The organism is Streptomyces sp. NPDC001339, from assembly GCF_042895955.1.
Classification (GTDB): Bacteria; Actinomycetota; Actinomycetes; order Streptomycetales; family Streptomycetaceae; genus Streptomyces.
In genome coordinates, this window is the sequence record NZ_JBIAWT010000003.1 from 700,184 (window position 1) to 722,958 (window position 22,775).

A 22,775-nucleotide genomic window follows, 5' to 3' on the forward strand; every position below is an offset into this window, starting at 1 on the left:
TCCAGGGGATGCAGACGCTTGAGGAATCGCACGCCCGACAGCGTCGCACACGCGGCCGGACGCGGCGGGGGAGAAGGGGAGACCGGGACCGGCGGCGGACGGTTCCGGCGGCCGACGCCCGCCGTCCGTGAAGACCGAACCCGTCCATGTGGTCCCCCAATCCGTCCATGTGGTCCCCAAACCGCATGGCTCCCACACCGGTTGACCGAAACCCCTCGAGTGATCCCTTCAACCGCCTGCCCCGCCACCTCCCGACCTCCTACGATGGGGACATGGTGACTGACGGGGAACTGCTCGGCCGGACACGTGACGTGGACTTCTTCATCAGCTACTCGCCCGCCGACGAACAATGGGCGTCCTGGATCGCGTGGACCCTGGAGGAGGCCGGGTACCGCACCGTCATCCAGGCGTGGGACTTCGTCGCCGGCACCAACTTCATCGACTTCATGGACCGCGGTGTCAGCGAATCCGTCGCCGTCATAGCCGTCCTCTCCGGCCACTACGGCCGCTCCACCTACGGCCGCATGGAATGGCAGGCCGCGCTCCGCGCCGAACCGGAGGAGCCCGAGCGCAAGCTGCTCACCGTCCGCGTCGAGGACATCCCCATCGAGGGGCTCCTCGCCACCATCACCTACGTCGACCTCGTCGGCGTCGCAGACGCCGCGACCGCCCGCAGCATGCTGCTCACCCGTGTCGGCCAGGCCGTCGAGGGCCACGCCCGCCCCGGCCGCCGTCCCGGCTACCCCGGCTCCGTCACCGCCGACGGCTCCGTCCAACTGCCCGGCCCCGCCACCGCCGCCGACGACCGGCAGCGTCCGCTCGGCCGCACCGGATGGTCCGGCCGCCGCCGCCCCGCCCGCGCGCCGCAGTATCCGCAGGCCCCCGGCGCGGCCCGTGATCAGAGTGCCCTGACGGTCCTGCACCTCGCCGGCCCGGACTTCGGCCGCGGCCGCGAACCGGACGCGCTGCGCCGGGAGATCCGCGGCGACCTCGTCGAGCTGAAGGACGCCGGCGCCCCCGCGCCCGACCTCCTCGTCGTCACCGGAGACCTCACCGCCTCCGGCAGCCCCCGCGAATGCGACCAGGCCCTCAGCTTCCTCACCGGGCTGCGCTCCCAACTCGACCTGCCGCCGCAGCGCGTCATCGTCGTCCCCGGCAACCAGGACGTCAGCCAGGCCGCCTGCCGCGGCTACTTCCACACCTGCGAGGCCGACGAGATCCCGCCGCAGCCCCCGTACTGGCCCAAGTGGCGCCACTACACCCGCCTCTTCCGCGGCCTCTACGAGGGCCTCGACACCGTCTTCGACAGCGGCCAGCCCTGGACCCTCTTCCCGGTGCCCGAACTCCACACCGTCGTCGCCGGGTTCAACTCCTCCATCGCCGCCAGCCACCGCCCCGACGACCAGTACGGCTTCCTCGGCCGTGACCAGGCCGCCTGGTTCGCCGAGGCACTGCGCGGCTACGAGGAGGAGGGCTGGCTGCGCATCGGCGCGCTCCGCCACCCGCTCACCGGCCGCCGCCGCCCCCAGGACGCCCCCGGCGGCCCCGGCACGCTCCGCGACGTCGACACCTTCATCCGTCTCGCCGCGCCCCGCCTCCACTTCGTCCTGCACGGCCCCAGCGGCGGCCCCCGCACCACCGGCGGCGAGCCGTCCCACGACCACCTCCCGCTCCAGAACAGCAGCCTGCCGCTGTACGGTTCGGCCGCCCCCGCCGGATTCGAGCTGCTGCGCGTCACCGCCGACGGTGTCACGCGCTGGACCGGCGACGGGGGCACCGAACCGGCTGTCTTCCCCGTCACCTGGCACGGCGCCGGACGGATCTTCACCCCGCCCGGTGAGCCCGCGGCCCCGCCCGCCACCGTCCCGCCCGCCGACAACCGCGCCGTCGACGAGCCCGCCGACTCCCTCGCCGAACGCGTCAAGGAAGTCTGCCGCGCCCGCCAGGAAGGCGTCCGCCTCCGCGACGTCCCCCGCGCGGCCCCCGACGACCTCGCCCAGATCATGGTCACCTGGAGCGACGAGGGCGTCGTCCGCCAGCAGCGCATCGCCGTCCACCCCGGCACCCCCACCGACGCCGACCTCGACCGCTTCCTCGCCCAGGCCCACGCCACCGACACCGGTTCCGAGGCCGAGCTGGTCCACGACGGCCCGCCCCCCGAGCAGTCCCTGCGCGAACGGGCCGGGCGCCGCGGCGTCCGCGTCCGCAGCTTCCTGGAGTTCCAGGGCCTCCTCGACCTGCGCGCCTACGTCACCGCCCAGACCACCCGGCTGAGCAACGACGACCGCTACGCCCCCGACCTCTACCTCCCGCAGCGCTACCGCGACGCCGAACGCCCCGACACCGACGAGCGCGAGCACCTCGTCGAGGCCATGCTCCAGCTCCTGGAGACCGACCACGGCCGCTTCATGCTGCTCCTCGGCGACTTCGGACACGGCAAGACCTTCGCCCTGCGCGAGCTGGCCCGCCGCATACCCGAACACCTCCCGCACCTCACCCCGCTGCTCATCCCGCTGCACACCCTCGACCGCGCCCACAGCCTCGAAGGGCTCGTCGCCGCCCACCTCGCCGGCCACGACGTCGACACCATCGACCTGCGGGCCCTGCGCTACATGCTCGGCCAGGGCCGCGTCGTCCTCCTCTTCGACGGCTTCGACGAACTCGTCAACCGCGTCAGCTACGACCGTGCCGCCGACCACCTCCAGGTCCTCCTCAACGCCGCCGTCGACAACGCCAAGATCGTGGTCAGCAGCCGCACCCAGCACTTCAAGTCGCAGGACCAGATCCTCACCGCCCTCGGCGAACGCGTCGGCCTGCTCCCGCAGCGCCGCATCCTCGCCGTCGAGGGCTTCGTCCCCGAACAGATCCGCGCCTACCTCGTCAACCGCTACGGCGACGAGGAGACCGCCGACCGCCGCTTCGAACTCCTCGGCAACATCCCCGACCTGCTCGCCCTGTGCGCCAACCCCCGGCTGCTCAGCTTCGTCGCCGACCTCGACCCCGACCAGCTGCGCGCCGTCGCGGGCGCCGGGCGCGCCCTGAGCCCCGCCCGGCTCTACGAGGACGTGTTCACCGCCTGGCTCGCCCACGAGGAACGCCGCGGTCAGGGCGGCCCCGGCGCCGCCCCCGGCCTCACCCTCGACCATCTCTGGGCCGCCGTCACCGCCCTCGCCCGCCGCCTGTGGGAGACCGGCCGCAACGCCCTGCACCTCGACGAACTGACCGACACCGTCGCCGCCGCTCTCGCAGGGCTCGCCGGCACCACCCTCACCACCCAGGAGAGTGCCCAGGCCGTCGGAGCCGGAAGTCTGCTGATCCGCACCGACGACGGCATGTTCCAGTTCATCCACGGCTCCGTCGTCGAATGGCTCATCGCCCGCGAGGCCGCCGACCGTCTCGCCGACGGGGACAGCACCCTGCTCGCCGCCCGGCCGCTGAGCGCCCTCGCCGTCGAGTTCTTCTGCGACCTCGCCCACCACGACCTGAGCACCACCTGGGTCCGCACCGTCCTCAACGCCCCCGGGCCCGGCGTCAGTGACGCGGCCCGCGCCAACGCCGTCCGCGTCATCGACCGGCTCCGCGTTCCCGCCGGCGCCGACCTGCGCGCCGCCCGCCTCTCCGGCGAGGACCTCTCCGGCCGCGACTTCTCCGGCGTCGACCTCACCGGCGCCGACCTCTCCGACACCCGGCTCATCGGCGCCAACCTCTCCGGCGCCGTGCTGCGCGACGCCCGCCTCAGCGGCGCCCGCCTCGACCACGCCGACCTCTCCGGCGCCGACCTCTCCGGCGCCGACCTGCGCGGCGCTCGCCTGACCCGCGCCGACCTGCGTGGTGCCCGCCTGGCCCGCAGCCGCTGGCACCGTGCCGCGCTCATCGACCCGCTCACCGATCCGCAGGTCCGCGCCGCCCCCGAACTGCGTACCGCCGCCCTCGCCCCCGGCATGCCCGTCGAGGTCGGCTTCCGCCCCGCCGCCGTCGGCGTCCCGTACGGCTTCGACATGCGCACCAGCCGGCTGCCCGAACCTCTCTCGTACAGCCCCGCGGGCGAACTCCTCGCCGTGGGCAGCGAGGACGGCGGCGTGCTCGTCTGCGCCGCCGACACCGGTCGCGCGATGCGCACCCTGCACGGCCACGAGGGCCGCGTCTACGCGGTGAAGTTCCGCTCCCGGGTCCTGGCCACCGGCAGCTCCGACGGCACCGTACGCCTGTGGGACCCGGTCTCCGGACGCCGGCTGCACCGCCTGGACGTCCACCCCGGTGGCGTCTGGCCGGTCTCCCTCGACGACGCCGGGACCGTCGTCGCCACCGGCGACGCCGACGGCCTGGTCACCCTCTGGGACACCGCCACCGGCGAACCGCTGCACCGGCTCCCCGGCCACACCGCCCCCGTCTACACCGCGGTGTTCAGCGCCGACGGGCGCACCCTCGTCACCGGTGACGCCGCCGCCAACCTCCGTATCTGGGACACCCGTACGGGAGAGTGCACCGGCAGTCTCGACGGCCACGAAGGCGCCGTGTTCCGCGCCCGGTTCAGCCCCGACGGCACCCTCCTGGCCACCGGCGACCACGGCGCCGACGGCCATGGCACGGTCCGCGTATGGCATCTCGCCGAGCGCCGCCTGCTGCACGCCTTCACCGGCCACACCGGCCGTGTCTACACCCTCGACTTCCACCCCGAGGGAACTCTCCTCGTCAGCGGCGACACCGACGGCCAGGTCCGGCTGTGGGACCCGGTCGTCGGCGCCCCCGCGGGAGTCCTGGAGCGGTGCACCGGCGCTGTCTACCAGGTGATGTTCGGCAACGGCGGGCGGCTCCTCGCTGCCTGCGACAGCGACGGCACCGTCCGCCTGTGGCGCGTTGCACTCTCCGGCGGTCACCGCGCCGTCAGCCTGCTGCGTCAGCAGCCCGTCGAGCACCGCGGCTCGGCCTGGGCCTGCCGCTTCCGTCCGCAGGACAGTCAGCTCGTCACCGTCGGCAACGACGGGGGCGCCCAGATCTGGAACGCCGACACCGGCCAGGGCCAGCGCATCCTGCGCGGCCACGGCCGCCGGGTCAACACCGTCGCCTTCAGTGCCGACGGCGCCCGCCTCGCCACCAGCGGCAACGACGGCATCGTCCGCCTCTGGGACGCCCGCACCGGCCGCCGTACCACTGAACTCACCGGCCGCGGTGACCGGTTGGTCTCCGCGGTCTTCAGCCCGGTCGGTCCGATCCTCGGGACCGCCAGCAACGACGGCGACGTCTACCTGTGGAACGCCGCGACCGGCGAGTACCTCCGCGAGGTCGACGTGGAGACCGACCACACGTGGGCGGAGGCGTTCAGCGCCGACGGCACGCTGCTCGCCACCGCCAACGACGACGACTCCGTCCGCCTGTGGTGGCGCTCCACCGGCGCCCGTGTCGCCACCCTCGCCGACCACCGGGGCCGGGTGCGGTCCATCGCCTTCCGCGGCGACGGCACCGCCCTCGCCACCGGCTGCGACGACGGCCGGGTCCGCCTCTGGCACCAGGAGAGCGGCCGCCTGGAGGGTGAACTCGACGGCCACAGCGACCGCGTCTACGCCGTCGCCTTCGGCTCCGGCGGCGACTGGCTGGCCAGCGCCTCGTGGGACGGCACCGCCATCGTCTGGCGTGACGGCGCCCCCCGCCACGTCCTGACCGGACACCACGGACGGCTCTGGGCGGCTGTCGCCCACCCCCGGCTGCCGTTGCTCGCCACTGCCGGTGACGACCGCGTCATCTGCCTCTGGGACGTCCGTACCGGCATCCGCACCGCCCGCCTCACGGGCCACACCGGGCGTATCTTCTCCCTCGCCTTCAGTCCGGACGGCACCCTCCTGGCCAGCGGTGGCGAGGACGGCACGGTCCGCCTGTGGCGCATCCCCGCGCCCGACGGTGCGCCCACCCCGCACGCCACGCTCATCGGCGTCCCCGGCGGCTGGGCGGCGCTGACCCCCGAGGGCGGCTACAAGTACGAGGGCGAGGTGGTCGGCGAGTTCTGGCACGTCGTCGGCATGGCCCGCTTCACCCCCGGCGAACTGGACGAGTACCTTCCGGGCGTCCACCGCCTCCCGCTCGACGCGGAGTTGTGACACCGCGGGGCGGGGCGTGCCGGTGTGGTAGGACGGGCCCATCAGACGGCGCAAACTACCCGGTCCGCGCCGAACGGCGCCGTGTCCGCCGCAGACTCGACCTCAATCCGCCCTGACCATCCCCCCAACACACAACCCTGGAAGCTCAGCCAGTCAGGGCTTCACAGGCGTGAACTTCGGGGGCTGCTGACCGCCGGGATGCTGCAACCTCATCGGGGCGTGCCGCGCTTCGTACGTCTGCATCAGCGTCGTCAATTGCCGCTGCGCCGACTGCGCCGCTGCGAAGTGCCGGTTGGCTCCGAAGAATCCGCTGTCCTCGTCTCCCTTGCCGGATTTCAGACACATCGTGCTGCCTTTGCGCGTCTCGTCGAGCATCAGCGACCACAGTCGTCGTCCGTCGGGCAAGGGGTAGGGGTGGGCTCTGGCACCGGATTCCGCGTCGCCCGCCAGTTTCCGGCATCCGGTCTTCAGGCCGACCGCGATGGATCTGTGGCTGCCGCTGTGCTCGGCCGCCGCCCATGCCTTGTGGTAGGCCGCGGTGTGGAGGGCAATCCTGGAAAGGACGGGGCGCCCGTCCCAGCGTTTGAGCCGCAGGCTGGTCACGTTCGAGGTGATGCTGTGCAGCGCCGGCCCGGCCAGTCGTGCGAGGTGCGGGCCGCGCAGGAGTCCGGACCACGGTCCGCTCGCGGCTGTGTGCTGTGACAAGAGCGCCAGCCCTACCGCGGCACCGCACACCACTGTCACGGTGACACGTCGTCGTACCGGATGACCGCCTTCCGTCGACGGCAGTGAGACCGCGCGGACAGGTACGCCCGCGCGCTGCCGCCGGAAGGGAATTCTTCCCGCCAGTTCGGCTGCTGCGACGGCGATCAGCGCGCCGGCACCTGCCAGATACACACCGGCACCCAGCATCAACGGGGACCACAGTTCGACGAGCACCCATGCCCGGTGTGTGCTCCACTGACACGACTGCGCCATCACGGCTGTCGGCGCCAGGCACCCGTCGGCGGATACCAGCAGGAACTGGCCGGCCACCGCCGGCAGCAATGCGGTCCCTGCTCCGGACAGGGCGGCAAGCAGGCGGAAGTGGTGCTGCTGCGCTGCTGCGACCACTGCCGCGACGATCATTCCAGTGGCCAGCGCGAGCGCCCACAAGAACACATAACTGAGCGCATACGTACCGCCCCGCTCCGCTGCAGGGGGGCGTGAACCGTGCAGACAGCCCATGGCCGCCAGCAGCGCGGCGCAACTCGTCAGCGTGCCCAGCAACGCCGCCCGGCCGATGGTGCGCAGCGCAGGAGGCATCTGTGCGTCCGGAGCGCGCGGGTGCATATCGGCCGGCAGCGCGGCCTGCATCCATCTGGGTGCACCGGGCCGGTGCCGGCGAGTCCAGGCGATCAGAGGGAGGAGCCACATCGCTGTGCCCATGGCCACGAGGGTGGTGTGGGTGCGCAGCGCGTCGATCAACGGGTATCCCGCGGCGAGCGCGCCGGCCAGGCCGGTGTGGTCGGCCAAGGGGCCGTCCGGTACCTGCCGCAGCAAATCGGCTTTCAGCCACTCCAGCGGGTAGAGGGGCAGGTTGGCGGCGAAGAAGTGCCCGTTGGTGTTCCACCACACCAACCACACGGCGAACGCGCACCAGGTCACCGGCAGGCCGCAGAGCAGAGCACTCCTTGCGGTGCGGCCGCGCCATGCTGTCAGCAGGAGCAGCGCCCCCTGTGCCGTCCAGCACGTCGTCACCGCTGCGCCGAATGCGAGCACCAGCAGAAGTTCGGGGTAGGGAGCCACCCAGTGATGGACGCCGGTGCGGTACAGCATGACCTCGCCCACGACCATGCCGAGTCCGAGCCAGGAGCCGGCGCGCAGTCCAGAGGGGGCACGACGGCCGGTGGCCACGGCATGTACGGCACCCCGCCACAGCGCGATACCGGTGACCGCTGTCACCAGAGCCGCGGTCAGCCACCCGGCGGCCGCGTCCGCGGTACGTCCGTGGAGCCCGAACATGCCCATCGGCAGCAGATCCGCCAGGACCATGGCGGCCGCTCCGACCAGAAACATCTGAAGCGCGCTGAAGGTGAAGAGTGCTGAGGGGTCATCCAGCGCCCGGCGCCTTTCCGCCCAGCCGGGGTGGGTGTGCCAGAGCTTGGTGAACGCTCTTGTCATGACCGTGAGCCGGCCACCCGTGCCGGGCGTCCTTCCTTCCTCTCTCCAAATCGCCGGTGACGCGCCCCACCCCACCGCATCCAGGTCGGCGTACAGCTCTCGGCTCCGCAGGATGTCCGCGCGCGCGAGATGGACCAGCGCCACGAGAAACGCAGACAGCAGCACGTTCCGGGCGATTGCCGGTGCGGCTTGGAGGACGAAAGGCGAGCCGCTGCCGGCCAGTTGGACCGTGCCGAAGACCAGGCATTGCTGGATGGCGTAGGGCAGCAGGACCGCGAGGAGAAAGACCCGCCACAGCGCGACTGTGCCGTAGGTGACATCCACGTCGCGGTTGCGGATATGAGCCAGCTCGTGCAGGACCACCGCGGTGAACATCTGCGGCTCGGTGATTCGGCGCGCGATCAGACCGGCGTGCAGGCAGACGACGTAGGAGCCGCGCCGTCCGAACACCACGGCACTGGCGCTCAGCGCCCGTCGGTTCACCATGAATTGCGGTGCGCGGGACAGCCCAGCTCGTTGAGTCAACGCCGCCAGTGACTCGGCGAGTTCACCGCTGGGGTCGGCGCTTGCGACCGGTACCAGGCGGGCTTGGCGGGCTTTCCAGGCGGGCAGCCACCAGTAGAGCGCGAAGGCAGCGACAAGGACGAGGACGGTCCCGCCGGCCGCCAGCCAGAAGCGTGCCGTATCCACGCTGGAGGGGCACTGCGCCAGGGGGTTCGGGGCGTTGCCCATCATGCGCATGAGGACGCGGGGAACGTGGGCCCCGCTGGGGTCCGTGGAGACGTTGACCAAGCATGCTGTTGTGGCCTCTGTCGGCCCCTCGACCAAGGCACCCGGGGAGAGAAACTGGCGCAGCATCCACAAGCAGGCCACCGGCAGCATCGCCAGCAGCAGCACGAACCGTATCGTCGTGCCCGCGGCCAGGACCCGCTGGTCGACCCTGGGCAGTGCAGTCAGCGTTCCTCCTTCCCCGGGCATTCAGGCGGTTGCCTCTCCCGACCGGTGCAGCTCGGGTGCCTCAGGTGCGTCGGATGCCGACTCGCGGGCCAGGCGGGAGACGACCGCATCGGCCAGGGCCGCGGCGGCAGCCCGTTCGATGCCTGCTTCTCCGGCCCGCTCCCGTACCTTGCGGTGTACGGTCTCCAGCTGTCCGGACGTCAGCGACGGCACCGTGCGCGCAGACCTGGGCGGGCGGCGCAGCAATCCCCTGACCGCCCTGCGAATCCTGCGGGCGGCCGTATCGACGGTGGCGCGCACAGCCTGGCGGGCCACCTCGTCCACGACCGGCCACACCACGGGAGCGGCCAGTCCGGCCACTTCGGCAGGCCCGGACCCGAGCGGTTCCTTTAGGCCTCTGCGACGGCCGAGCAGTCGGCCCAGGCTCTCGTCATCAAGGGAGGCCAGGCCGTCGAGCAGCGGTACTTCGCTCGGAGCCGCCACGGCCACCACCTCGCGCACTGTGGGCACTGCCGGCCCTCCCTTCGGCTGGTGATTCCACAACCCATCATTGAATACCCAACGAGCCACTAAAGGCATACAAGTTGGAGTGACTATTCAGCTGCTGCCCCAGACGTTCGCGGACGCTGTGGGAATACCGGTGTCCTGAGCTGGGATTTGCGCGTGTGCGGCTCTGGGGGGGCGGCACTGTCGCAGCGGTCGCCGACCACGGCGAGACCTCGCCACTCGTCCGACACCTCGACTCCACCACGCAGGTCCCTGCCTCCGCGCTACCCAACGAAGTCCGGGCTGTCGCCCACCCCTGCACCGTCCAGGAGCTGGTCGAGCAGGCGGCTCCCCGCCGGGAGGTGCCACTGCACATGCGGGTCGGTCGGGAGACCGGCCTCGGCGGATAACGCCGCCGCCGAGGCGTTCGATGCGTCCCTTGGCCGGGTGGACCGAGGCTGGAGTCTGGCCCCGGCTGCACGGACTCCTCCTGGCCAGGCTTCGCAGGGCGGACGCCCTGGGCTTCTCCCGGGCGGTCGTCGACGGCTCCCGCATACGGGCGTTGAAGGGGGATCCAAGGCGGGGCGACGCCCCGTTGGCCGGGGCAGGACGGGCAGCAAGCACCACCTGATCACCGATGTCACCGGTATCCCGCTCGCCGCCACCTTGACCGGCGGCAACCGCAAGCGCCGTCACCCAGCTGGTCCCGCTGTTTCAGGCGGTACCGCCGGTGCGGGGCAAGCGAGGCCGGCCCCGGCGCCGCCCGGACGTGGTGTTGGGTGACCGCGGCTACGATCATGACAAGTGCCGCCGCCTCGTCTGGGATCTCGGCGTGAAGCCGCTTATCGCCCGCCGGGGCACCGAGCATGGCTCCGGACTCGGCGCCAACGCTGGGTTGTTGAGCGAGCATTCGCCCACCTGCACTGGTTCCGCCGCCTGCGGATCCGCTGGGAGATACGCGACGACATCCACGAAGCCTTCTCACCCTCGGATGCGCACTGGTCTGCTGGCGACGCTTGAACTCCCGAGTGGAGTTTCAAGACAGGCACGGCTTACGTTGACGGCCCGCGGTGGCCGACCTCAGGTTGGCTTGCGCCACACGGAGATGTGCTTCGCGGAGTCCTGGGTGAACGGCGCCCCGTCCCAGTCCGCGACGCGACGTTCCAGTTCGAGCCCAGCGATTCGTGCCATCAGGTCGAGTTCTGCCGGCCAGGCGTACCGGTGCCGGGAGTTGTCGCGGCGGTAGCGGCCGTCTTCGCTGTCACGGGTGAAGTGGTGCGAGACGAGAATCTGCTCGACCAGGTCGAAGGTGTCGAAGCCGAGATGCCGCTCGGAGACGTCGAACGGCACCGCGACCTGGCCGGGCGGCAGGAACCTCAGCGGTGGCACGCCCAGCTCGATGACGAATCGGCCGCCGGGCTCAAGATGACGTGCGGCGTTGCGGAAGCACTCGACCTGCTCGTCCTGCGTGAGCAGGTTCGTGATGGTGTTGTAGACGAGATAGACCAGGGTGAACTCGCCGGGGACGACGGTGGTGGCCATGTCCCCGATGGCTACCGGGAGTGTGTCCTCGTCGGTCTTGCGCCGCAGCACCGCTGCCATGTGCTCGGACAGTTCGACGCCCACTACCGGCACGCCGCGTTCCCGGAGCGGGACGCCCACCCGTCCGGTTCCGATGGCGAACTCCAGTGCCCGGCCGTCTCCGGCGAGCTCGGCGAGGAAGGTGAGAGTCGGTCCGAGAACGGCGGCCGAGGACATCTCGGTCTCCTCGGCGTCGTAGCGGTCGGCGGTCGCACGTGTCCATAGCTCACTGCTCGTCACGGACGGCTACTTTGCCGGGTGCCGCGGGCGCTGTCGAACGGATTTACCTTCCACGTGATCCAACCATCTTGAAGATTATTTCGTTGGGAGTCCCGCTAAAAGCCTCACCTTGCACCCTTGGATGCCTCAACCCTGCGAATGGCTGGACCAGACCGATGACCAGCGTAAGGACCACTGATGGCATCGCCTTGACTCGTCTAGTGGTTTGGGTTGGTGAGCGGGTTTTGGTGGTGGTGGACCATTGTTGGCTGGTGGCTGGTGGGTGGTGGTGATCCTGGGTAGGTAGTCGGTCTTGTCGGTGAGGTTGTGTGTGCTGTCTCTGGTGAGGTTTAGTGACTGGGTTTTGGGGGCTGGCTGGTGTGCTGGGTGTGTAGGGCTGTGGTGTGCCGGCAGGTGGTGATGTGTGCGTCTGTGAGGTGTTGGGGGCGGCGTGGTTGGTGATGTGCTGGTGGGCCTGTTCGGTGGTGGCTTCCGGGATGTAGCTGCGCAGTGCGATCATGGTGTCTCTGATTTTGATCACCTGTCGGTACAGGCGCAGTTGGATCGGGACCGCTGCGGCACGCAGGCGCCACGCTGGGCAGGTCGTCTGCGCCGGGGTGGAGGCAGTGTGTGCCCGGGCACGTATAGAAGGCGTGACCGAGGGCACTCTGGTGCTCCTGGCTCGGCTGACTGCCGAGACTGCTGTGAACGACTACCGTCGTTCGGCACTTGTGAACGACTGCCGTTGCTCGGGACTGTCGATGCTCGCCTGGAGTGATGAGGCCGAGGCCGTGTTGGTGTACGGGGCGAGAGTCTGCTCATGGTGTCGGTATGTCATCCGGTCTGGAGTCTGCTCATGGTGTTGGCATGTCACTGGTCCGGTGTTCGCGTGGCTGTGGATGCTGGTGCTGAGCAGTTCCGGCGGTGCGTCGTGCAGTACCTGTTCGAGACTGGTCTTGCCGTGTGGCGTCAAGGCTGTTTCGGGCCTGTGAAGGGCGGTGGTACGTATGCGGGTCGGACAGCGTGTCCTGCGGTGGCTTCTGCCGGGGAAAGGTATCCCGCTGCTTCGCCGGGGGTGGCATCCGGCCCTGGCTTTGCCCGTGTTCTTCGGCAGGTACGGCTTCAGCTGGGTGTATGGGACGACCACGGCTGCGGCTGCGGTAGGCAGAGCCTGCATGTCCGATGGCCGCCAGTGCCCTGCTCTCTCTGCTGGAAAGGTTGAAACGTGTTTGACTTCGAACGTTGCTGGCGGGCCACACTGAGTCGGGACACTCGTTTTGACGGGCTGTTTTATTCCGCGGTGGTGACCACTGGCATCTACTGCTGTCCAAGCTGTCCTGGCTGTCCCAGGCGCAAGAATGTCCGCTTTTATCGGAGCGCGGCGGCGCAGGAGGCCGGCTTTCGTGCGTGCAAGCGGTGCAACCCCGATGCCAGTCCTGGGTCACCGGAGTGGAATCTGCGGGCCGACGTCGTGGGGCGAGCCATGCGCCTTATCGCCGATGGCGTCTGTGACCGTGACGGCGTCGCGGGTCTGGCCATGCAACTGGGCTATACCACAGTCACTTGCACCGTCTGCTGACCGCCGAGGTCGGTGTCGGCCCGCAGGCTTTGGCTCGTGCCCAGCGGGCTCAGACCGCTCGTATCCTGCTGGAGACGACCGGCCTGCGGATCACCGAAGTGGCCATGGCTGCAGGCTTCTCCAGCGTCCGCCAGTTCAACGACACGATGGCGGCCGTCTTCGACCGCACCCCTACTGCCCTGCGGGAGGCGGCGGCCTCGCCTGCCGACCAGGCTGCCGGTACCTTCACGGTACGCCTGTCGGTCCGTGAACCCTTCGACGGACCGGCCCTGCTGCGGTTCTTCGGTGCCCGTGCGGTGGTGGGCGTCGAGGAGGTCGACAGCGGCACGTACCGCAGGAGCCTGCGGCTGCCTCACGGAGCCGGCGCGGTCGGTCTGACTCCGCACTCCGGCCATGTCGAAGCACAGTTCCGTCTGGAAGACATAAGAGATCTGGCCACTGCCATCCACCGCTGTCGGCGCCTGCTGGACCTGGATGCTGATCCGCTGGCTGTCACAGATCTCCTCACCGGCGAACCCTTGATGGCTTCTCTGGTCACCGCCCGGCCGGGTCTGCGTGTGCCCGGCGCGGCCGATCCCGAGGAACTGCTGCTGTGCACCGTCCTTCGCCAGGTGCTGCCCGGGGCTGGGGGCCTGACGGCTGCAGCCGCACTGACGCGTCGCTTCGGCGACCTCCTGCCGTCCCCGAGCGGAGCGGTCACCCATCTGTTTCCCAGGGCCCGGACCCTGGCCGAGGCCCCGCTGGCCGACCTCTGCTAAATCTGGGTGTGATCGCTGGGTGTGTGAGCTTTTGGGTGGGGGGTGTAGTGATCGTTTCGGATTGCAGTGATCGGCGCGGGATTTGGTTTTGTCTGTGCCGGGGGCTTGTGTCTCTTGTGGCGGGCGAGGTGGAGCGCCCGTTCGCGAGCCCGCGGGCGGTTCAGTTCCGGCGTGTGGCCGAGCCGCGCTGAACGGTGTGAGAACCCGCTGGCCTGTGCCTGGGTGCGGGTCGGCGGGCGGGTGTGTCAGTCGGCTCCGGGGTGGGTGACCTCGCTCGGGCGGGCGACGACCAGTTTCTCGAGGGTGCTTTGGGTGCTGCACTCGGCACAGCGGCGTATGTCGGTGTCGCTGTGGAACCGGGTGTGGACGAGTTCCGTGCCGGTCGTCCCGCATGCGGGGCACGTGCCGTTGCGTGTGCCGCGCAGCGGCTCGCCGTACTCCTTGGCCGTGTGTGTCCTCCGTATTTACGTGGGCTGGCATGTGAACTCGCCCGGGCCCTGGGCGGGTTTGGCACTGTCTGACTTGTTGATGAGTTAAGCCTGGGGATGGTAACTTTGCAACAAGTTGAAGAGTTTTTCGTCGGAGGGGTGGCCGGATGCTGCAGATCCAGATCGGTGCCGAGCGTGCCGCGGACCCGGACGACCGCCTGGGCCGCACCACCCTCGGCTGGCGCCCCGGCATGAGCGAGGACGATGCCTGGGTGGCCGGCCGCGGCATCTGGAAGTTCAAAGCCGACCGCGCCCTGGCCCAGGACGAGGTGCAGATCATCAACACCGAAGGCACGGTCCTCGCAGTCGCGAAGATCACCGGGATCTCCAAGCACGGCGACCGCTACGCCCTCGAAGGCGAACTCCTGCGCGGCGACCCCCGCATCGGCCACCCCACCTCGAGCCCGCACCTGTCCCGCAACCCAGTGACCTACATCTGAAGGAGGCGGCCTTGTGAGCGACTTCGACGCGATCGACTCGCTGCTCTCCTCCGTCACCCCCGAGGCGCCGCTGCCCGTTCCTGACGTGCGGCGCGAGCTGCGGGAGCAGGCCCGGCTGTCCAAGGCGCAGGTGGCGCGTGCCCTGCGGGTGAGCCCGTCCACGCTGGCCGCGTGGGAGGCCGGGCGGAACCCGGTGGGGGAGGTCAGGGAGAAGTACGCGTACTTCCTGGACGGCCTGGCCGCCAAGCTGGCTCCCCAGGAGCCCGCCGCCATGGACGAGCCCGCTGCCACGGACGAGCCCGGCTCCCCGGAAGTGCCGGGCGAACCGGCCACCGACCCCGCCGCTTTCTCCGACACCGACGACGACGTCGAAGCTCTCACATCACCCGAGCCGTGCGTCCTGTGCGGCGGCCCGGCCGGGCAGCGGGTCGCCGGATTCCCGCAGCACCTGGACCCCGCCGACTGCCGGTCGGCGACAGCCCCCGCCCCGCCCCGCCCCGACCCCGCCGCACCCCCGCGCACCGAAAACTCACGCCCGCGCGGTGACCGCGCCAGGCCCGCCATGCCCCCCACCCGCCGCGCCTTCCAGCCCGCCTCCGGCCCCGCCGACCTCATCGGCCAGGCCGTCCGGTCCGCGCTCGCTGCCCACGAGGGAGACGCCGAAGCGGCCACGGCTGCCCTCGTGCGCAAGGCGATCCCGGACGCGATGGCGCTGCTCGACGAGACCCGCAAGGGCGGCCGCTACGACGTCATCGCGCACCCGCGGATGCCGGACATCTTCCACAAGCAGTCCGCACGCGGCGCCGACCAGATCTGGGAGGCCCGCCCCAAGTGGACCAGGCACGAACTCCCGCTCGGCGAACACGAGGTGACGGCGCTTGACATCAACGGCGCGTACCTCTCGGCGCTCAAGACCCACCTGCCCATCGGCCAGTTGGAGCACACGACAGGCAGCGGCTTCGACCACGACCGGCGCCGCGCCGGCGTCCACCTGATCACCCCGCCGCACTGGGACCACACGGGCGTCCTGCCCAACCCGATCGGGCAGCGCGACGAACCGGGCCCGCTGTGGGTCACCGAACCGACCCTGCGCCTGCTCCTGCGCCTGTCGGGCCCCAAGTACGGCCTGTGCGAGCCGCCCGAGATCCACGAGTCGTACACCTCGGGCGCCACGGAAGGCCTCCTGGAGAAATTCCGCGTCGCCCTCAAGAACGCCCGCGACACGGCGCTCGCCGCCGACGACGAGGTGACGCTCGAGTACGTGAAGGCGATGTACTCCAAGTTCGTCTCGACGATGGGGGAGTCCAACTACAACCGGGAGCTGTACCGCCCCGACTGGATGCACCTCATCCGCTCCCAGGCCTTCGCCAACCTCTGGATGAAGGCCCTCAAGGCCCACGAGGAAGGCCTCACGGTCGTGCGCGCGATGGGCACCGACGAGCTCCACCTCATCGGCGACTGGCGCCGCGTCTTCCCCGAAGGGCGCGGCATGAGCGAGGTCAAGGTGAAGGACGTCTACGCTGCCGGGAGCACGGTCGACGAGGGGCCTGCGGAACCAGAGGAGGGCGAGTAAGTGGCAGAGCGGAACAAAGAGTTCGGAATGTACGGCGCCCAGGGCGTCAAGGGCCACGAGGCCGTCGCCCGGCAGCTGGACCGGCTCGCCGGCTTCATCGCCACCCCCGTCACCCAGCGGCGCGGCCTGATGGCGCGCCTGCACTACCTCACCCGCACCGAGCACGCGAAGGCGGCAGCACGCCAGGCAGGCCTGACCGTCACTGACCGCACCCTGAAGGCCTGGCTGGAAGGCAGACGCTCGCCGACGAAGAAGAACCTGCAACACATCGATACCGCGTACCGCACGGTCCGCCGCGCCAACGTCGCCCGACACCTCCTCGCCCGCCTCAACCGCCAGGGCCGCGGCACCAGGGTCGAGTTCCACCCACTCAACCAGTCCCAGGTGCCACGCCCCCGCCAGCGCGTCATTGACTACCGCACCCTCAACGTCCGCCACTGGGACCGCATCATCGAGGCGTGGGCGGCCGCCGACGACCGGGCCCTGGACGACGCCTGGGTCAACGACGCGGTCGTCGACCTCGGCTCCCAGTGGGGCGAGTACGAGTACGTGACCAACATCGGCTTCGCCGCCTGACGCCCTGCAGGGTCTTCAGATTTCACTGCACAGCCTCACGCTCCGCCTCATACCGGCTGCACTTATGAAGCGGCCGTGAGGCACCGCAGGTCAGCGGCCTGCCGACCGGACGTCATCTCAGCTCACCGCGAGGAAGTACAGCCGGAGTCGAGACAGATTTCGGCGAAGCGCCCTGAGACAGCCGGAGAATCAACAGGTCACAGCGGAGCCGTACGAAGCGAAACACGAGATTTTACACAAGGATGCGGAATACCAAGAGGCCGTCGGCTCCTCCCGCCCGCGAGGTCAGCCCCGCCCCACACCATCGATGCCCCAGACGGCCCCGTGTGTCAGACGCCGCAAAAACCGCAGGCACGTCCGCGTCGTAGGGCATGAGCCCCGGAATTCTGCAACCGCGCGAGTGCCCCGGTGCCAGAGGCCTGCCATGTGTTTCAGCTGCTGAGGTCGGCTGTTGCGGCGTCGATCTCTTTGAGGGTGATGTTTCCGCTGCCGGTTCGGATCACGATGACGGCGGCGGTGGAGACGACGTAGGCGAGGGCCTTGAAGCAGCAGCCGGTGCGCCGGTGCAGTCCGACGGCGTGTTTGCTCAGCGCGTGTTCCTCCAGCCGGTACAAGCTCAGATCCGCCTCGAAGCCCATCAGCACCTCCCGGAAGGCCTTTGGGCCCTCGACGTTCAGCGGCAGGGGATGCAGCCAGATCACCGGCAGCAGCGCGCTGGGCGAGGGCCTCCCGGGCGCGGCCGGCTGCGGACCTCGTCGACACACGGCACCGACGCCACCCTCGCCGCGGTCAACCACCTCACCCACGAAGATCAAGCCCAGGTCACCGTCTCCACCGCACACAAGGCCAAAGGACGCGAATGGCCCAGTGCGCGGATCGCAAGCGGCTTCCCACCACCCCGAGACAGCGACCAACAGGACGACTCCGGACAGCCCATTCCCGGCCCGATCGACGACGCCGAAGCCCGGCTCGCCTACGTCGCCGTCACCCGGACCCGCAACCGCCTCGACATCGGCGGCCTCGCCTGGATCGACCAACACCCCGACGGAACCCTTGCGGCCAACCCACCTGCCCCGAACCTTTGACGCCCGGTGCCGGCGTACAACAGCCGTCCACCCGAAGACCATGCGCTTCCCGTCGAACTTCGCACCGGCCGCATAGATCGACGACGAGCGTCTTCCTCGTACAAGTGAACGGGGATGGGTGAAGAAGCACCAGAAGCAGCACGAGCTGAGCTGGAGTGGTCGGCACGGACTGGTCGGCCTGCCGCTCACCAGTGCTGCTGAGTGCCAGGTTCAGGAGCAGGACCGTCCCGATGCGGCGTGCTTCTGCCGCAAGCCTCCGCCGTCACACCGTCACACCGTCGCACCGTTCCACCGATTACTCACCGCTTTGAACGCCGCTGCCCTTCGCCGCAGCCGTTCCTCGCCCCGCACCCAGCCGCGGTGCCGACGGCAGCGGCACCCGCTCGGCCCGGCGATGCCGGCGCTTCATATGCTCGCAGTGCGGGGAACCGGAAGCCGACCACCTTCGGAGGCAAACGACCATGTCGGAACAGCGTGTTGTCCTGGTGACGGGCGGGGGAACGGGAATCGGGGCCGCCACCGCCCGGCTGCTGCGCACCGCCGGGCACCAGGTGGTGATCTCCGGGCGGCGGCCCGAGCCACTGCGCCGGGTGGCCGAGGAGACCGGAGCGCTGGCCCACCCTTCTGACGCCGCCGACCCCGAGGCCGTGCGCGAGCTCGTCGAGACGACGGTGACGACCTACGGGAGACTCGACGGTGTGGTGCTCAACGCCGGAATCGGGCGGGCCGGCGCGGTCGGCGACACCACGGTCGAGGACTGGGAAGAGCTGATACGAACCAACCTCACCGGCCCGTTCCTGCTGCTGCGTGCAGCGCTGCCGCATCTGCTGGCGGCCCACGGGGCGGTGGTCGCGGTCGCCTCGGTCGCCGCGCTCCGCAACAGCGTCGGCAACGCCGCCTATGCGACGTCCAAGGCGGGTCTGCTCCACCTCTGCCGCTCCCTCGCCGTCGACTACGGGCCGCAGGGGCTGCGGGCGAACACGGTATGCCCGGGTTGGGTGCGTACGGAGATGGCCGACCGGCGGATGGCGCGGTTCGCGGCGGAGGCGGGGCTGGCGGGCGGCGCCGAGGCGGCATACGAGGAGGCGAACCGGCTGTCTCCCGCCCGGCGGCCGGGTGATCCGGAGGAGGTCGCCGAGGCGATCGACTGGCTGCTGTCGCCCGCCGCGTCCTACGTCAACGGGGCCGTCCTCACCGTCGACGGCGGGGTGACCACAGCCAGCGTCAGCGGTGCCGCCTTCGACTACCGGATCGAGGCGCGCACCCCGCGCCTGTAACGGACTACCGGACAAGCCCGTAACACAGGGCTGGCGGGCCCTGGCCCCAGAGCGGGGCCAAGGCCCCACAAAGAGGCTGGGCCAGGACGGACCCCAGCGGCAGCCGTGCTCGTCGCCGGGGATTTCGATGCCCGCGGCGTGGCCCCCATTGGGCCGCGGGCCTGCCGGAGAACGGCCGCATGGCACAGCACAGCCCTGAGCGGACCACCACTGCGACCGAGGAAGCGTTCCACCTGCGCTTCCTCATCCAAAGCGTCGCGCCCGACGCGCAGACGACAGAAGCCGGGGAGGCGGTGCACCCGGTCGACGTCCACACCGGCTCCGCCGCCCCCCTCACCCCCGAAAAGGACGACTGGGCCATGCGCGAGGCGGGCCGGTGAACCTGCGGGAGCAGATCGAGCGCGCCCTGGACGCCTACGACACGGCCGGCGCCCCAAGGCCGGAGACACTCACGCTGCACGCACGCGTACGACGGCGGACAGCACCTACGACACCCGCAGATCCCCGACCTGCCACTGCCCACGCCCTGACCACACCCGGCATGCGGACGGCGAGAGCAGCGCCCCCACCCACCCAACCCGCCAGATCCGATTCAACCCGCACGGCCGGGCCCAGCTGCGGGAGGATGAAGGACCTTGTAGTCCGTACCGCTCGACAAGGAACCTCTGCTGCGATGCCCACCCCCACCCCGTCCACCAGTACGACAACCACCCCCGCTCGCCGTGTGCCGCGCCCGGATCAGAACGCGGCCATCGACAAGGCAGTCCGGCACCTGAAGCACACCCGCTCACGCGGCCACATCGTCTCCGCGTGCGGGACAGGCAAGACGCTGATCGCGCTCAGAACCGCCGAGGCACTCGACACCCACCACCTGCTGATCGCGGTGCCGAGCTGGGACCTGATCGCCCAGTGGGCCCAGGCCGCCCGCAACGACGGCCGCCGCGAGGCACTGATCGCCGTGTCCTCACTCGACGCCGGCAAACATCCGCTGCTCGCCGACGCGGGCGCGGTGAGCACCAACTCGGGGGAGTACCTGGCGTACTGGCTGGCCCAGCGCAGGAAACGGGGCGAGCGGGCGACCGTGTTCGTCACGCTCGATTCCCTGGCCAGGATCGAGGAGACCCAACACACGATCTTCCCGGTCCCCGTCTTCGACCTGCTGGTGGTGGACGAGGCGCACCGCACGGCGGGCAGCTGGGACAAGCAGTGGACGATGATCCACAACAACACGCGCATCCGCGCCGACAGGCGTCTCTACCTGACCGCGACGCCATACGAGTGGGAAGCCCCGCGTCTGGCCGAGGTCCCAGATACGCGCCCGCTACCCAAGCGCACCGCAGCCACGGCCCCCGCCTGGGAAGCCCCGTCCCTGATCGCATCGATGGACGACCCCAAGGTGTTCGGCCCCCGCCTGCACACGTACTCCCACGCGGACGCGATTGCCGACGGTGTCCTGGCCGACTACCAGCTCCTCGTCCCCACGATCACCGACACCGACCTGCGCAGCACCCTGACCGACACCGACACGCACACTGGCCTCGGCCCAACGGCCCGCCGGACGACTGCGCTGCACCTAGCCGTCCTCAAGGCTATGCGCGAGCACGACCTCCACCACGTGATCGTGTACTTCCAACAGGTCGCGGACGCCGCCGACTTCGCCCGCCAGTTCCCCCACACCCTGCGCACCCTCCCTGCAGACCAACACCCCTCCTGGGCCGCCGAATTGAGCGTGCAGTCGATCAACGGCAACCACACCCCCGACCAGCGCCACAAGATCCAAAACCGCTTCATCACCGCCAGCCGCGCCATCCTGACCAACGCGCAGGTCCTAGGTGAGGGCGTAGATCTGCCGGCCGTGGACGCGGTCGTATTCGCGGACCGCACCGCGAGCGTGCGCCGCATCGTCCAGGCCCTCGGCCGCGCCCTACGCAAACCCCCCACCACCAACCAGAAAACCGCGAGCCTGGTCATCCCCGCCTACACCCCGCCAGGCGCCGACCCCACCGACCTCCTCGACACCCCCTACGAGGCCCTCTGGCTCGTCACCACCGCGCTGCGCCACCACGACCAGTCCATCGCCGCCCGCGCCCCACGCAAGAACACCAAGCACCGCCTGGACCGGGACACCCACCAACTACTCGCGCGCCGCTTCCGCTTCGACTTCACCCTCAACCCGAACCACATCGCCCGCGCGATGGACCTGATCGCCTGGCCCTCAGTAGGCGCGATCCTCTCCAAACCGCGCCGCGCAGGACTCGCGGCCGCTGTCCGCTACCACGCCGAACACGGCCACCTGCGCATCCCCATCGACTACACCGACGCCTACGGCTACCGACTCGGCCAGTTCATCGACAGCCAGCGCACCGCCTACCACCAGAACGCCCTCACCGAAGACTGGACCACCGAACTCGAAGACCTCGGCATGATCTGGGACGCCCACGAGGCCGCCTGGCAAAGCCACATGGCCACCATCGAGGCCTTCCACACCACCCACGGCCACCTCGCCATCCCCACCACCACCCCCGGCGGCCCCTTCCTCGCCAACCAACGCGCCCTCGCCCGCAAAAACCTCCTCCACCCCGACCGCGAAGCCCAGCTCACCACCCTCGACCCCACCTGGCAGCTCCCCTACGGCCCCGACTGGCACCGCAAATACCACCTGCTGCGCCACCACGTCGAACTCGGCCACGACCCCACCACGCTGCGCCGGGACACAGTGATCGACGGCGTGAAGGCCGGCGCCTGGTTGCACCGTCAGTTCACCACCTGGGACCAGCTCGAGGACGGCCAGCGCACCCTCCTCGCATGCCTCGGCCTGACCCCCGATCAAGCCCCACTCCCCGCACGGACAACACCCACTATCCCCGCCGGTCCCAGGCGCCGCCGCTCTTTCGAACACAACGCCACACTGCTGCGCGCCTTCGTGGAACGTCATGACCGTCCGCCCGGCGCCCGGGAGTGGATCGAGGCCGACGGCGAGCGCGTCATGATCGGCCCGTGGCTGTGTAAGGCGCGTACGCGGCACAAGTCCGGTCAACTCCCGCAAGCACAAGGGAAACTGATGCAGGAGATCCTCCGGGAAGACTGGCCGGAACCTCACCGCACTCCGGAAGAGGAGCCCGGTGAGCCCCCGGAAACTCTATAGTTTTTCTGCTTCCAAACGGGGCCGCGAAGGACTCCAACCGTTAAGCTGGCGACACAGCGGGACCAACCCACCCGCCGAGAAGACGGCCCGCCACAAGACAAGCTCACCAGCAACAGAACCGGAAGCCAGCCCCCGCAAACGGTTCAGTGAGAACTGACACAACGTCAACCCTCGGCCTGCAGCCGCGTCTTTAGGGTCCGCGGAGCGGACCCCGTCAGGCCGGATCGCGGAGCGATCCGAGCCGCGGCCAACGGAGTTGGCCGCGCCGGTCACGGAGTGACCGGCTAGTCGCGCGGAGCGCGACGCTCTTCCGTCGCGTAGCGACGGCGCGTCGTGTCTGCGGAGCAGACCGCGCG

General features: G+C 70.1%; 16 protein-coding genes and 1 pseudogene. 12 read left to right on the plus strand and 5 right to left on the minus strand.

What is annotated here, in order from left to right; genetic code table 11:
- Window positions 1-272: 272 nt before the first annotated feature.
- Complete coding sequence (locus ACFY12_RS12130) at window positions 273-6,092, plus strand: TIR domain-containing protein (RefSeq protein ID WP_390715668.1); 5,820 nt, start codon at window positions 273-275, stop codon at window positions 6,090-6,092.
- 153 nt (window positions 6,093-6,245) lie between these two features.
- Here the strand turns inward: ACFY12_RS12130 and ACFY12_RS12135 are convergent, their stop codons facing one another.
- Entirely contained in the window at window positions 6,246-9,233 is a 2,988-nt protein-coding gene (locus tag ACFY12_RS12135) for a M48 family metalloprotease (protein WP_390715669.1), read from the minus strand.
- Window positions 9,234-9,722, minus strand: a complete 489-nt coding sequence (locus ACFY12_RS12140; RefSeq protein ID WP_390715670.1) for a hypothetical protein — start codon at window positions 9,720-9,722, stop codon at window positions 9,234-9,236. It abuts the gene before it with no gap.
- 155 nt (window positions 9,723-9,877) lie between these two features.
- Between ACFY12_RS12140 and ACFY12_RS12145 the strand changes: the two genes are divergently transcribed.
- Window positions 9,878-10,108 (plus strand): hypothetical protein, encoded by a 231-nt coding sequence (locus ACFY12_RS12145; RefSeq protein WP_390715671.1) that lies wholly within the window; start codon window positions 9,878-9,880, stop codon window positions 10,106-10,108.
- Window positions 10,109-10,131: 23 nt separating this feature from the next.
- Window positions 10,132-10,759: pseudogene (locus tag ACFY12_RS12150) on the plus strand (IS5 family transposase); the annotation flags it as partial.
- Window positions 10,760-10,778: 19 nt separating this feature from the next.
- Here the strand turns inward: ACFY12_RS12150 and ACFY12_RS12155 are convergent.
- Together ACFY12_RS12155 and ACFY12_RS12160 are read right to left on the minus strand one after the other, a co-directional pair.
- A complete protein-coding gene (locus ACFY12_RS12155) occupies window positions 10,779-11,519 on the minus strand; it encodes a class I SAM-dependent DNA methyltransferase (protein ID WP_390715672.1) in 741 nt (246 codons plus the stop codon).
- Window positions 11,520-11,562: 43 nt separating this feature from the next.
- A complete protein-coding gene (locus tag ACFY12_RS12160; RefSeq protein WP_390715673.1) occupies window positions 11,563-12,165 on the minus strand; it encodes a DUF6545 domain-containing protein in 603 nt (200 codons plus the stop codon).
- Between the two features lie 633 nt (window positions 12,166-12,798).
- Between ACFY12_RS12160 and ACFY12_RS12165 the strand changes: the two genes are divergently transcribed.
- The 5 genes from ACFY12_RS12165 to ACFY12_RS12185 all read left to right on the plus strand — a co-directional run bounded on the left by ACFY12_RS12165 (window position 12,799) and on the right by ACFY12_RS12185 (window position 16,912).
- Complete coding sequence (locus tag ACFY12_RS12165; RefSeq protein ID WP_390715717.1) at window positions 12,799-13,077, plus strand: Ada metal-binding domain-containing protein; 279 nt, start codon at window positions 12,799-12,801, stop codon at window positions 13,075-13,077.
- Window positions 13,062-13,835: an AlkA N-terminal domain-containing protein gene (locus ACFY12_RS12170; RefSeq protein ID WP_390715674.1), complete on the plus strand. Its 774-nt coding sequence runs from the start codon at window positions 13,062-13,064 to the stop codon at window positions 13,833-13,835. The genes ACFY12_RS12165 and ACFY12_RS12170 overlap by 16 nt, the downstream gene beginning before the upstream one ends.
- Before the next feature lie 595 nt (window positions 13,836-14,430).
- Window positions 14,431-14,763 carry a hypothetical protein gene (locus ACFY12_RS12175; protein WP_390715675.1) on the plus strand — a complete coding sequence of 111 codons (333 nt, stop codon included), beginning with the start codon at window positions 14,431-14,433 and terminating at the stop codon, window positions 14,761-14,763.
- Between the two features lie 13 nt (window positions 14,764-14,776).
- Entirely contained in the window at window positions 14,777-16,336 is a 1,560-nt protein-coding gene (locus ACFY12_RS12180) for a multiprotein-bridging factor 1 family protein (protein ID WP_390715676.1), read from the plus strand.
- A complete protein-coding gene (locus tag ACFY12_RS12185; protein WP_390715677.1) occupies window positions 16,337-16,912 on the plus strand; it encodes a transcriptional regulator in 576 nt (191 codons plus the stop codon).
- 431 nt (window positions 16,913-17,343) lie between these two features.
- Here the strand turns inward: ACFY12_RS12185 and ACFY12_RS12190 are convergent, their stop codons facing one another.
- Entirely contained in the window at window positions 17,344-17,613 is a 270-nt protein-coding gene (locus ACFY12_RS12190; protein WP_390715678.1) for a hypothetical protein, read from the minus strand.
- Here ACFY12_RS12190 and ACFY12_RS12195 point away from each other — a divergent pair.
- The 4 genes from ACFY12_RS12195 to ACFY12_RS12210 all read left to right on the plus strand — a co-directional run bounded on the left by ACFY12_RS12195 (window position 17,599) and on the right by ACFY12_RS12210 (window position 22,419).
- Window positions 17,599-17,997, plus strand: a complete 399-nt coding sequence (locus ACFY12_RS12195) for a 3'-5' exonuclease (RefSeq protein ID WP_390715679.1) — start codon at window positions 17,599-17,601, stop codon at window positions 17,995-17,997. The genes ACFY12_RS12190 and ACFY12_RS12195 overlap by 15 nt on opposite strands.
- 461 nt (window positions 17,998-18,458) lie before the next feature.
- The gene (locus ACFY12_RS12200) at window positions 18,459-19,274 is read left to right on the plus strand and encodes an SDR family NAD(P)-dependent oxidoreductase (protein WP_390715680.1); all 816 of its coding nucleotides are present in this window, start codon (window positions 18,459-18,461) and stop codon (window positions 19,272-19,274) included.
- A gap of 179 nt (window positions 19,275-19,453) precedes the next feature.
- Window positions 19,454-19,654 (plus strand): hypothetical protein, encoded by a 201-nt coding sequence (locus ACFY12_RS12205; protein WP_390715681.1) that lies wholly within the window; start codon window positions 19,454-19,456, stop codon window positions 19,652-19,654.
- Window positions 19,655-19,947: 293 nt separating this feature from the next.
- On the plus strand, window positions 19,948-22,419 hold the full coding sequence (locus ACFY12_RS12210) for a Helicase associated domain protein (RefSeq protein WP_390715682.1): 2,472 nt from the start codon (window positions 19,948-19,950) through the stop codon (window positions 22,417-22,419).
- The last annotated feature ends 356 nt before the right edge of the window (window positions 22,420-22,775 follow it).